Raw genomic sequence first — 12,628 nt, forward strand, 5'->3', positions numbered from 1 at the left:
AACGTCACCGGCGAACCTAGGATGGTGAAGATGGACGTTCGGTCGATCCCGTCTCCCCCATCTCGTCCGGTGCCTTCGGTAGCAGGCGGGCGAAACGCCGGGTGATGCTGTCGATGTAAGACAGGATTGTTGGCACGACGATCAGGGTGAGCAGGGTGGAGCTGATGAGGCCGCCGATTACTGCGTGCGCCATCGGCGCGCGCTGCGCCCCGCCACCGCCAACAGCCAGCCCGAGCGGAATCATGCCGAAAATCATCGCAAGCGTCGTCATGATGATCGGGCGGAAGCGGATGATGCCGGCGCTCGCCAGCGCTTCGTTGAGCGAAAGTCCACGCTTCCTTTCGCGGTTGGCGAAATCGACAAGCAGGATGCCGTTCTTTGTAACGAGGCCCATCAGCATGATGAAGCCGATCAGCGAGAACATGTTGATCGTGCTGCCGGCAACCAAGAGCCCGACGAGGACGCCGATGAGAGACAGCGGCAGCGACGCCATGATGGCGAGCGGTTGCAGGAAACTGCCGAATTGCGAGGCGAGCACGATGTAGATGAAGATGACCGCCATTGCGAGCGCAATTACCATGTGGCCAACCGTCTCCTCCATGGTTTCGGCGTCGCCGCCGAAGCGGATACGGTAGCCGTCCGGCAGGTCGCGGGCGGCGGTAAGGGTTTTCAAAACGTCTATCACTTCGCCAAGCGCTCGTCCGGATATGTTGGCCGAAACCAGCACCTCGCGGCGATTGTCGATGCGGCGGATTTCGGCGGGTGCTTCCACGGTGGTGATATCGGCGACCTGATCCAGACGTACCAACAGGGGCGAGCCGTTGGATGCCGTGCGGCTGGTGGCGATCATCAACTCGCTGATCCTCGCCGTGTCGGCACGCCGCTCGCCGGGCAGGCGCACGACGATGTCGTAGCTGTTACCGCCCGCATCCGTCCATTTCGACACGTCCTCACCGGCGATGAGCGGCGAGAGCGCTGCGGCAAGATCGGATCGGGAAATGCCGAGATCGCTTGCCGCCTCGCGTTTCAGGCGTACCGAAAGGATAGAGGTCACGTCGCGGGTGCTTGAGGTCACATCCACGAGGCCGGGGATTTTTTTCATGTCTTCCATCAGACCGTCGGCGATCTTTTCGAGGATCGCCCGGTCGTCGCCAAGAATGCTGAGCTGGACGGGGCTTTCGCCACCGCCAAGACCGTTTTGCAGGATCGCGACCTCTATGCCCGATATGGCCGACAGGCGTTTGCGGATCGGATCGGCCAGCGTGACCGGAGTTCGGGTGCGCATCTCCAGCGGCACCAGTCCCACCAGAACGGCGGCGCGATGTTTACCGACGGTGCCGCCGGTATTGACGGTGGAATAGAGCATCTCGACTTCCGGGAATTCCTGGAGTGCCTTCTCGACCTGCCGCACCTTCGCCGTGGTGTAATCCAGCGAGGAGCCGACCGGTGCCGTGACGTTGATCTGGAAGCGGCCTTCATCCGTATTCGGGACGAATTCCGCACCGACCAACGGCACCATGAGCAGGCTGCCGACAAAAATGCCTGATGTGACGAGCAGGGTGACGAGGCGGTGGTGCAATGTCCAACCGATCACGTGCCGATACTGATCGGCGAGCCATTCGAAGCCGTGATCGAAACGGGCGATCAGCCGGCCCACCGGCCCGCGCGGGGCGTTGGGTTGCGCATCCGGATCGTACCAGACGCTCGACAGCATCGGATCGAGCGTGAAGGCGACGAAAAGCGAGATCAGCACGGCAGCTGAAACGGTGATGCCGAATTCATAGAAGAACCGACCGACGATGCCGTCCATGAAAGCGACGGGCAGGAAGACCGCCACGATTGTCGCCGTTGTCGCGATAACCGCAAGTCCGATTTCGTTCGTGCCGTCGAGTGCTGCGCGGATATGGGATTTCCCCATGTGAAGGTGACGGGTGATGTTTTCGCGCACAACGATGGCGTCATCCACCAGAATGCCGATGGAAAGCGTCAGCGCCAGGAGGCTCAGTGTATTGAGCGTGAAGCCCATAACGTCAATGACCGCCAGCGTGCCGATGATCGCAATCGGCAGCGTCAGTCCGGTGATGACGGTGCTGCGCCAGGAATTGAGGAACAGGAAGACGATGGCCACGGCAAGTGCCGCCCCTTCTATCAACGTCGTCTGCACCTGCGTGACGGATTCCCGGATGGGAATGGATGTGTCCGTAATGACCCGCAATTGCACGTTTTGCGGAACAAGGTCGGCATTGAGGGCGTCCAGGCGCTTTCTCACATCCGCGACAACCTGAACCGTGTTGGCACCCTGAACCTTGACGATGTCGATCGCCAGCGCAGTCTGGCCATTATAGAGGGCACGGTTTTCGGGGTCGGCAGCCCCTTCGGAGAGTGCGGCGATGTCGCGAAGATAAATGGCTGCGCCACCGCTCCGGGCTACGACCATGTCCAGCAGCGCCTGCGGTTCTGCGATGCGGCCCTGGACCTGGATCGTGCGTTCGGAAACGGTATCGACAAGGCTTCCAGCCGGGCTGTTGCTGTTGCCGGTGCGTAGCGCGCTTACCACCTCGTTAATGCCGATCCCAAGCGCGCGCATGCGGGTATCGTCGATCACAATGTCGATCTGCCGCTTGCGGGCGCCGACCAGCGTTGCCTGCCCGACACCGGGAACGGTCGTCAGTTGCCGCAGCACCCTTTGGTCGGCAAGGGTGGTGAGTGCGGGTATGTCGAGCGACGTCGAGCTTATCGCCACCGACAGGATAGGCTCGGCGGCGGGATCGAACCGGGATATGACCGGCTTTTTGGCCTCTTGCGGGAAATTCGCGTCGATGGCGGCGATCTTGTCGCGCACGTCCTGTGCCGCGGTCGCGCTCTTAACCTCGAGCTTGAATTTTGCGACGACGACAGAGCGTCCCTCGTAGGAGGTTGACGTGATCTCGTCCAGACCGCCGATGGCGTTCAGCGCATCCTCGACCGGGCGCGTCAATTCTGTCTCCACCGTTTCCGGCGTGGCGCCCGGATAAGCGGTGGACACCACGACGACCGGAACGTCGACATTGGGGTAGAGGTCGAGCCCCAGCCGCTGCAACGAGAAAAGACCCATGACCAGAAGCGCCACCATCATCATGGTGGCGAAAACAGGGTGGGAGACGGATATGCGGGTCAGAAACATCTCAGCCTGCCTTGTCGACGGTAACGGCCATGTCGAGCTGCAATTCGGGAAGCGGTGCGGTCAGGATCGTCTCACCGTCCTCTAGACCGGCGCCTATCTCGATCAGGCTGCCATCGTTCCAGCGCGATCCCACAGCCACCGTCTGGCGGCGAAGGTGGCCGTTCAGGACTTTAAGGACGTGATAGCCGGTTTCGTCTTTGCGAAGCGCGATTGCAGGAACGACAAGCGCATCGTTTTTTTCGCGCACGAGGATGGACCCGCTGGCGAACATTCCTCCCCACAGCCGGCCGTCGCGGTTGGCAAGCCGGAGATAGACGGCGACAAAGCGCGTCCCGTCTTCGGCAACCGGGCTGATGCGCTCAACGGTGCTTCTGAGAGGCTGGCCGCCGATGCCGTCAATATCGAGTTCGGCGGTCTGGCCAACGGCGACACGTGGGATGTCGCGCGTGGCAACGAGAACCTTCGCCTCAAGCATGCTTTTATCGACCAGCGTCATGAGTTCACCATCGGCACTGACGCGGGAGCCGGCTTCTGCCTGCCGGCGGGTAATGGTGCCATCAAAAGGCGCGCGGATTTCGGCATTGCGAAGGGCAAGGCGGGCGATATCCACCTGCGCCGAAAGGCTCTGAAGCCTTGCCGTTTTCACAACGACATCGCTCTTCGCCTTGTCGAGCTGTTCAGCCGATGCGATGTTTTTTGACGCTAGCTGTTCGGTTCGGGTGAGGGCCTGCATCGCCAGTGTGAGTTCGGCCTCGGCCGCATCCCGGTCGCTCTGCCGCAGCAGGAGAGTCGATTGCAGTTCCTCGGTTTCGAACCGTACCAGCAGGTCGCCCGCCCGCACCGCCTGCCCGTCCCTGACATTCATATCCAGAATTTTTCCAGCCTCGCGGGCGCGGATCACGACACGGCTGACCGGCTGAAGTTCGCCACTGATGCTGAGCCGCTCCGCCATCGCTCGTGTGCCGATCCTTGCGATTTCCGCAGCCGTCAGTTCGAACGGGATACCGGCCGGGCTCATCGAGGTTGACGCCACGATCCCCTTGACGCGCTCGTTCGCATCGACGCTTCCGCGCGCCGGATCGAGAGCCGTGACGACGAGAGCGCAGCCCGCAAGCGCGATCCCCGCCTTGATCGTTCTTTTCACCCACATAACATAATCCTTCCAGGCAAAACTCATCCTGTGACCGATCGAGCGGTCATGTCGCCTGTCTTGCAGGCTGATGGCTTCTGGATAAGTGTTGATAATTGCAGCAGCATTACCCGCCCGCATCTTCTGCGCCGCAATACTGTCGCAACCTTTCTGGCAGACAAGGAGGGGGCGAAGGGACGGTGGCAAATGAGACTTCTGTTGATTGAGGACGAAAAGGAAATGGCGGATGCGCTGTCGGCGACGCTCGGCAAGCAGGGGATCGTCATCGACCATACGATGCGGCTCGGCGATGCGATGGAGCTGGCGCGCCAGCATGTCTATGATGCCATTCTGCTCGACCGTCGTCTGCCGGACGGGGAGGGACTTACCTTCATTCCAAAGCTGCGCCGCGCCGGTATCGATACGCCGATCATCTTATTGACGGCGATGAACGAACCGGAGGAGCGGATCGAGGGGCTGAATGGCGGCGCCGACGACTATCTCGGCAAGCCGTTTCTCGTCGGTGAGCTGTTGGCGCGGCTGCGCGCGGTTTTGAGAAGGCCGGCAAGCATCGCCCCGTCGCAAATCGCTGCAGGCCGCATCGTGATCGATCCGCTTCATCTCAGCGTCACGATCAACTCGCTTCCATTCGATCTGCCAAGGCGCGAGCTGATGGTCCTCATCACGCTGGCGAAACGAAAGGGCAAATCCGTGCTGCGCTCGACGCTTGAGGCCGCCGTCTACAATTACGAGGAGGAAATCCAGTCCAATGCGCTCGATGCGCATATATCGCGACTGCGCAAACGCCTGCTCGACGCTTCGGCCGGGGTTAGCGTGCATAATATTCGCGGCATCGGTTATCTGCTCAGGGAAGACACATGAAAGCGCAGGGCAAGTCCAATCCGTCCTTGTGGTGGCAATTGAGCTGGCAGCTCAGCATTGTCGTCTCTTCCATGATCGCTGTCGTCATTGTCGGGCTTTGCGTTTACGGGGTGATGAAGCTCTCGCCCAATATCGGGCTCTGGAACGATTTGTCGGCGACGCTTGACGAGTCGCTTTCGCTTGATCCGCAAAAGGGTCTGGTCATTACCGAGGGGTCCGCATTACGCGCCTTGAAGGCGAAGAATGAAACGTTGTGGTTCGTGGTCTCGACGCCTGACGGTCACGCGGCCACCTTCGGCACCGTACCGGCTGTTTATGCCGAACTGGCGCGCTACGTTCATCTGATGGCGGACGCCGATATTCGCGGCGGCAGCGGCATATCCGAGGTTGCTTCGGCTGAAAGTATCGAGACGACGTCGGGACCCGTCAGGATCATGTTCGGCGGAACCTCTAATGCACGAGCGTCGTTTCTGACGCTTCTTGCCGGCACCTATCCGATTTATGTCCCCCTGCTGGCGGTTCTTTTGCCTGCGGTGTTTTTCTCCGTGCCACACATCGTGCGCCGGGCGCTTGCTGGCCTGAGTTCCGTCGTCAAAAAAGCACCGGAGATCGACCCGCGACGACCGGGTTCGAAGCTTCCCGTCGAAGATGTGCCGCGCGAAGTCGTTCCGTTGATCGTTTCCTTCAACAGCATTCTCGAGCGGCTCGAAGAGCAGTTCCAGGCGCGGCAACGTTTTCTGATCGATGCCGCGCACGAATTGAGGACGCCGATTGCAATCATGCAGACCCGGATAGAGGGCCTACCCGGACCGGACCAGCAGCGCCTGATGGGGGATGTCGCGCGGCTCGGTGAAACCGCCGAACAGCTTCTGGCCTTTGAGCGAAACGATCAGGTGAACGACCGGCGCGAGGTGGTGGACCTGGTCGATATCGCCCGCACGGTGGTGGCAGAGCTCGCGCCGCTTGCGCTTTCGGCAGGTTACGACATCTCCTTCGAAACGCAGATCGAAAAATACGACATGCAAGGCAACCCCTTCGCCCTGCCGCGCGCCATCAGCAATATCGTGCGCAACGCCATCGACCATGGTGGAAACAAGGGGCTGATCCATGTCTCGGTTCTCGCAAACGGCGAAATCGCGATTTCCGACGAGGGGCAGGGCATACCCGAGGACCAGCAGGAGCGGATATTCGAACCTTTCTATCGGGTCACGCCGAAAAGCACGGGTGCCGGACTTGGCCTCAGCCTCGTCAAGAAGATTGTCGCCAATCATAACGGCCGTATCGTGCTCGAAAGTAACCCCTCTGGAAGCACGTTCCGGGTTCGATTCTGATTGCGCTTTGCGTGCTGTAGACCGGTCGCGGCGATTGTAATGCTGCCGCAACGTTCGCGGTCATAATGTGTGGGCACGGGATCAACCGTGCCAACCGGAGTACACACAGTGACACACCCACCGGATCGTTTTCTTCCGGATTGCCGGCGAGAAGACGGCACGTAGAAAGCGCGTCGCCGGCCCGGAACCTCGCGCAATGCCGTAGCGCCAATGATCGCAGCAGAGCACCAATCCGATTTCATATTCGGTTCATCCTGGGCGCGCACAGTCCCGGCCAAATCACTCCACGCCCCAGTCCAAACAGTCATACTCCCCGGAATTTTACGATGTCGCATACTGAAATCGCCGCATTCGCTGCGGAAAAAAACTCGGCGAAACCCGAGCCGGTCATCGCTGCGCAAACCATGACTGGCGATGGGATGGAACTCCTCCGTTTTCCCCTGGCCTGGAGCGTTGTGACCTTGGTTATGCGCGCCCACTGGAAACGGGGTTTCCTTTTCTGGATGCGTTTTTTGGCTCATCCGCTTGTAACCCTGCGGTGGTGGCGGTTTCTGTCCCGATTCTCGGCGACGCAAAAACTGCCACCGCCGCATGACGAGCTTCTTCAGAAACCCCTGTCGAAATTCCTCGTCGGCAAAATCTCCTATGGAAGACGGCTGGATTTTCTCATGAAGAATTTCGTCATCGCCAGCGGTTGTTTTTCCAGAGAGGTTATGGCTGCGCTCTGGAGTGGAAAAACGATCGAAATCGGTACCATAGGCGGCCGTGCTGACGAATATCGCTGCACGCTTGCTCTTGCGGATTTATGTGGCGGCCGCCACGAAGGCGCTCTCGCGGTTCGGTTGATCAGAACCCGTGACGACGTCACCTTGTGGACGACGAAGTTTATCTTCGTGACGCAGGATGGGGGCGGGTACAGGACGATTGCCGTTGGCGGCATGCAGGGGCCACGCGCCGCAAAGCAGGAGATGGTGGCAGTAACGCGCGACCTTGCGGGTCTTCGCCCGAAGGATGCCGGTTTGATGCTGCTGCAAGGTCTAATAGAGACGGAAGCGGGTTTCTATTTCGCAGTCTCCCACGCCCGACATCCGATCAATTATCGGCGCGCGCGGCGGCAGAAAATGTTGCTTTCCGACATAGACGCATTCTGGCGGGAACGTTCCGCCGAGCCGGACGACGTGTTCGGTTTTCAGGTGCCGGTTTCAACCCTCGAGGGCGCGGACAAACGCAGCAAGATGAAGCTTGCCTTCTTTGCCATGGCCGGCCGGCTTTGCGAGGGTAAAGCTGGGAGTGCTGCGAAGAGTTGAGGCCGCAAATCCGAGTTGGCCCTCGACACCGTCACGCCGCTGCATCGGCAACACGACCGAGTTTTTGCATGCCGCATTCGCGGACGATCTCGGCAATGTGGGTAAACTGCGCCGAGAGCGGATTGCTCTTGCGCCACACCATGCCGATGGTGCGGGATGGTCTTGGCTCTGCCAGCCGAAATACCGAGACGGTGGATTGCCGCGTTTCCATATCGACAGCCATCTGCGGAATGAGCGTGACGCCGATGCCGGCGCCGACCATCTGGACCAGCGTCGAGAGCGAACTGCCCTCCATCAGCACGCGCGGCGGCGCGTTCGTTGTACTGCAGAAAGACAGTGCCTGATTGCGGAAACAATGGCCTTCCTCGAGCAGCAGCAGGCGCATTTCACCGAGCTTGCCAGCGCTCGGCACCGGCATCCCCGCATCCTCCATCGGCCGGACCAGAATGAATTCCTCGGAAAACAGCGGAACCTCTTCCAGCGACGCTTCAGACACCGGAAGCGCGACGATTGCCATGTCCAGCCGGGCTTCCAGGAGGTCCTCGATCAGTTTCTGTGTCACCGCCTCGCGCGGGCGCGTTTCCAGTCCCGGATAATGCCGGGTGAGCGTCTTGATGACCTGCGGTAAAAGATAGGGCGCGACGGTTGGAATGACGCCGATGCGCAGGCGGCCGCTGAGCGGGCCGTGCCTTGCCCTCGCCAAATCCTGCAATTCATCCACCGAACGCAGGATCAGGCGGGTGCGTTCGGCGAATTCATCGCCGAGAGCGGTCAGCCTGATCTGGCGGCTGCCCCGTTCGACGAGAGGTGCGCCGATCAGCTCTTCCAGTTCCCTGATCTGTAGCGAAAGTGCTGGCTGGGAAATGGAGCACGCCTCCGCTGCCCGCCCGAAATGGCCGATCTTCGCCAAGGCGTCGAAATAACGCAGGTGTTTCATCGATAGTCCAATCATAAGCTGAGCATATCGCAGCCTTTAGAATATACAATTGGAAATTATGGAACCCGGCTGTTAGTCATCGTCATGACAGAAAGAGGATGTAGCTGTTCGGTATCACCAGCGTCACTGCGCGCTTTCCGTAAGGATGAACTGCTGTGGGCTGTGGTTCCAACATGCTGCGCATGTCGAATTGACTATGTCGTTTAATTACTAAACCCATCGGAGGGCGAAATGGACGCAACTTCAAAACCGGCTGGCAAGTGTCCCGTCATGCATGGAGGCAATACGGCCTCCGGTAAATCGGTTACCGAATGGTGGCCGAACGCGCTGAACCTCGATATCCTGCATCAGCACGACACCAAGACCAATCCGCTCGGCACCTCCTTCAATTACCGCGAAGCGCTAAAGACGCTCGACGTGGAAGCCCTGAAGGCCGATCTGCGCGCCCTGATGACGGAAAGCCAGGAATGGTGGCCGGCCGACTGGGGCAGCTATGTGGGCATGATGGCCCGCGTGACCTGGCATGCGGCCGGTTCCTACCGCGTGACGGACGGACGCGGCGGTGCCAACACCGGCAACCAGCGCTTTGCACCGCTCAATTCCTGGCCCGATAATGTGAACACCGATAAGGGCCGCCGCCTGCTGTGGCCGATCAAGAAAAAATACGGCAACAAGATTTCCTGGGCCGATCTCATCGCGCTCGCCGGAACGATCGCTTATGATGTCGCGGGTCTGAAGACATTCGGTTTCGCCTTCGGCCGCGAGGATATCTGGGCTCCCGAAAAGGACACCTATTGGGGTGACGAAAAGGAATGGCTGGCACCGAGCGATGGTCGTTACGGTGACGTAACCAAGCCCGAGACGCTGGAAAATCCGCTTGCCGCCGTGCAGATGGGTCTCATCTACGTCAATCCAGAAGGCGTCAACGGCAAGTCCGATCCGCTTGCGACAGCCGCGCAGATGCGCGAAACCTTTGCCCGCATGGGCATGGATGACGAAGAAACCGTCGCGCTCACCGCAGGCGGCCACACCATCGGCAAGTCGCACGGCAACGGCAGCGCCGCCAACCTCAGCCCCGATCCGGAAGCAGCAGGCCCCGAATATCAGGGTCTCGGCTGGATCAACACCAAGGGTCGCGGCATCGGCCGTGACACCGTGGTGTCCGGTATTGAAGGTGCCTGGACAAGCGAACCGACCAAGTGGGACAACGGCTTCTTCGACATGCTGTTCAAGCATGAGTGGACATTGACGCACAGCCCGGCTGGCGCGTCCCAGTGGGCGCCGATCACCATTGCCGAAGAGGACAAGCCTGTTGACGTCGAGGATCCCTCGATCCGCACCATCCCGATGATGACCGATGCCGACATGGCCCTGAAGGTCGATCCGATCTACCGCGAGATTTCGCTGAAGTTCAAGGATGACCAGGACCACTTCTCCGAGGTCTTTGCCCGCGCATGGTTCAAGCTGACCCACCGCGACATGGGCCCGAAGTCCCGCTACTTCGGCCCGGATGTTCCCGCAGAAGACCTGATCTGGCAGGATCCCATCCCGGCAGGTTCCACGAGCTACGATGTCGCTGCCGTAAAGGCAAAGATCGCCGCTTCCGGTCTGGCGGTCGCCGATCTGGTCTCGACCGCATGGGACAGCGCCCGTACCTTCCGTGGTTCGGACAAGCGCGGCGGCGCCAATGGTGCGCGCATCCGCCTTGCGCCGCAGAAGGACTGGGAAGGCAACGAGCCCGCCCGTTTGGCCCATGTGCTTTCGGTGTTGGAGCCGATTGCCCGTGAGACTGGCGCCAGCATCGCTGATGTCATTGTTCTCGCCGGCAACTACGGTGTTGAGCAGGCGGCGAAATCAGCCGGCTTCGATGTCGCCGTGCCTTTTGCACCCGGTCGTGGCGATGCCTCAGCCGAGCAGACTGATGCAGACAGCTTTGCGCCGCTCGAGCCGCTGGCGGATGGTTTCCGCAACTGGGTGAAGAAGGACTATGTCGTCAGCCCCGAAGAACTGCTGCTGGACCGCGCTCAGCTTCTGGGCCTCACGGCGCCGGAACTGACCGTTCTCATCGGTGGCCTGCGCGTCATTGGCGCCAATTACGGCGGCGCAGCGCATGGTGTGTTCACGCAGACCCCAGGTGCTCTGACCACCGATTTCTTCACAACGCTGACGGATATGGCCTATTCCTGGGCTCCGACCGGCGGCAATCTCTATGAGATTCGCGATCGCAAGTCCGGAGCAACCCGATATACGGCGACCCGCGTGGACCTCGTTATCGGCTCCAACTCCATCCTGCGTGCCTATGCGGAAGTTTATGCGCAGGACGACAACAAGGAAAAGTTCGTGCGTGATTTCGTCGCCGCCTGGACGAAGGTCATGAACGCCGACCGTTTCGACCTTGTCTGATAAGGCTGACTAGTCCAAAAAAGCCCCTCCCTGAGCGATCAGGGAGGGGCAATTTTCTATCTGCGGTCTGAGGATGGAACCGGTTTTTCGGGTGATGGCTTTTCGCCACTATCCCCCGGCGCCTTGCCGCCCTTTTCATTCTCATGCGCATCCGGCCCAGCGACGATGACGCCGCGGCCCTGCTCTTCGCGCTTCTTGTCGGCGAAATCGCCGGGTTCCCTTTTGTCGTTCATAGTGATCTCCCTTCGTGATTTCATTTGTCTGGAGATCAAACGGCTGGTCGGGGCAGAGGTTCCAAGGCTCACATTGGAGCGGGATCGACTGGCAGCACAGCAATGTTTTGCATTACAACCATCTTTGCTATTAACATGAATTGATAAGTCATGTTATTGCGGCCTCATATGGTGGAGCGTGCGGCGCCGTTATCGTGACGCGCATGTCTTACAACCTCGGCTCGACAACTGAACGGTACCCGCATTGAGTTTCTGGCACTCCATGACCTGGCACACGGAAGGGATCAGCGTCACTGCGCCGGTCAAATGGCGCCAGCTGGACGGGCTCGTCAGCGCCTTCTGGGAGGCAGAGAGCCAGATGGGCGCGAAGGGTTATTACCTGGCCGCCGATCCACGTATCATGATATTCTTCAACGATGTCTCGTCGCGCATCAGCATTTCCAACCGCGACGGCGAGTTCACGCAGCATTCCCGCCCCATGACGCGGGCGGTCTATGTGCCGGCCGGTGTTCCGATGTGGACGAGCAGCAATGCTACGCACAGGTTTTCGCATCTCAATCTGCATATCCACAAGGACCGCCTGCTGCGTTTCCTGTCGCCATCGGTCGGCAGTTCGGCGGCGATGACAGCCTTGCGCCGCCCGGTCGAGATACAGGATATCGGTTCGGTCGAAACACTGGCTGGACTGCTTGTCGATGAACTCGCCGAGCCTTCGAAACATGCGGTCTATGCGGAAAGCCTTGTTGGCAGCATCGTTGCCGGTCTTCTCGATATTCCCGGATCTTCGCCGGAACAGGTAAATGGCAGGCTGACGCAGGCGCAGATGAACAAGCTGCTTGCCCGTGTCGAAAGCCGCGGTGACGACCGCATGACGGTTGCAGAAATGGCCGACATCGTCGGGCTTTCGGAAAGCTGGTTCGCAACGGTGTTCCGCCAGACAACGGGCAAGACGCCGCTGCAATGGCAACTGGAGCGGCGGATAAGCCTTGCCCAGAAACTGTTGCTCGAAGGCGATCTCACGGTGGCCGATATCGCTGCCCAGCTAGGCTTTTCCGATCAGGCCCATTTGACCAAAGCCTTCCGCCACTCCGTGGGCAATACGCCAGCCGCCTGGCGGCGCATGCACAGGCTGCTTTGAATGGTCGCCTTGCCGTCTATGCGGAGCGGGTTCGGCGCATGCCTCGAGCTTCGTTCGACGTCACCCCAGGGGATGACGTGGAACGTTAGGATGGTTACGTAGTAT

Annotated in this window: 9 protein-coding genes; 5 read left to right on the top strand and 4 right to left on the bottom strand. The window is 60.1% G+C overall.

Features of this window, described 5'->3' with window-relative positions:
• Nucleotides 1-16 precede the first annotated feature (16 nt).
• Both GH784_RS08705 and GH784_RS08710 read right to left on the bottom strand, forming a co-directional pair.
• Nucleotides 17-3,163: an efflux RND transporter permease subunit gene (locus tag GH784_RS08705; protein ID WP_153793351.1), complete on the bottom strand. Its 3,147-nt coding sequence runs from the start codon at nt 3,161-3,163 to the stop codon at nt 17-19.
• A 1-nt stretch (nt 3,164) separates the two neighbouring features.
• Nucleotides 3,165-4,313, bottom strand: coding sequence for an efflux RND transporter periplasmic adaptor subunit (locus GH784_RS08710; RefSeq protein ID WP_153793352.1), 1,149 nt, complete (start codon nt 4,311-4,313; stop codon nt 3,165-3,167).
• Nucleotides 4,314-4,499: 186 nt separating this feature from the next.
• Here GH784_RS08710 and GH784_RS08715 point away from each other — a divergent pair, with 186 nt between their 5' ends.
• From GH784_RS08715 to GH784_RS08725, 3 genes are all read left to right on the top strand, one after another.
• Entirely contained in the window at nt 4,500-5,174 is a 675-nt protein-coding gene (locus tag GH784_RS08715) for a response regulator transcription factor (RefSeq protein ID WP_111788565.1), read from the top strand.
• Nucleotides 5,171-6,505 (top strand): sensor histidine kinase, encoded by a 1,335-nt coding sequence (locus GH784_RS08720; RefSeq protein WP_153793353.1) that lies wholly within the window; start codon nt 5,171-5,173, stop codon nt 6,503-6,505. Before GH784_RS08715 ends, GH784_RS08720 begins: the two co-directional genes overlap by 4 nt.
• A 326-nt stretch (nt 6,506-6,831) precedes the next feature.
• Nucleotides 6,832-7,812, top strand: a complete 981-nt coding sequence (locus GH784_RS08725; RefSeq protein ID WP_153793385.1) for a DUF535 family protein — start codon at nt 6,832-6,834, stop codon at nt 7,810-7,812.
• A 31-nt stretch (nt 7,813-7,843) separates the two neighbouring features.
• Here the strand turns inward: GH784_RS08725 and GH784_RS08730 are convergent, their stop codons facing one another.
• Nucleotides 7,844-8,764 (bottom strand): hydrogen peroxide-inducible genes activator, encoded by a 921-nt coding sequence (locus tag GH784_RS08730; RefSeq protein ID WP_112496107.1) that lies wholly within the window; start codon nt 8,762-8,764, stop codon nt 7,844-7,846.
• 216 nt (nt 8,765-8,980) lie between these two features.
• On the opposite strand from GH784_RS08730, the gene katG reads away from it, so the two are divergent.
• Complete coding sequence (katG, locus tag GH784_RS08735) at nt 8,981-11,152, top strand: catalase/peroxidase HPI (RefSeq protein ID WP_153793354.1); 2,172 nt, start codon at nt 8,981-8,983, stop codon at nt 11,150-11,152.
• Nucleotides 11,153-11,208: 56 nt separating this feature from the next.
• Here the strand turns inward: katG and GH784_RS08740 are convergent, their stop codons facing one another.
• A complete protein-coding gene (locus tag GH784_RS08740) occupies nt 11,209-11,385 on the bottom strand; it encodes a hypothetical protein (protein ID WP_035200363.1) in 177 nt (58 codons plus the stop codon).
• A gap of 244 nt (nt 11,386-11,629) precedes the next feature.
• Between GH784_RS08740 and GH784_RS08745 the strand changes: the two genes are divergently transcribed.
• A complete protein-coding gene (locus GH784_RS08745) occupies nt 11,630-12,523 on the top strand; it encodes a helix-turn-helix domain-containing protein (RefSeq protein WP_210251782.1) in 894 nt (297 codons plus the stop codon).
• Nucleotides 12,524-12,628: the final 105 nt, after the last annotated feature.

This window comes from Agrobacterium tumefaciens (assembly GCF_009649785.1).
GTDB lineage: Bacteria > Pseudomonadota > Alphaproteobacteria > Rhizobiales > Rhizobiaceae > Agrobacterium > Agrobacterium tumefaciens.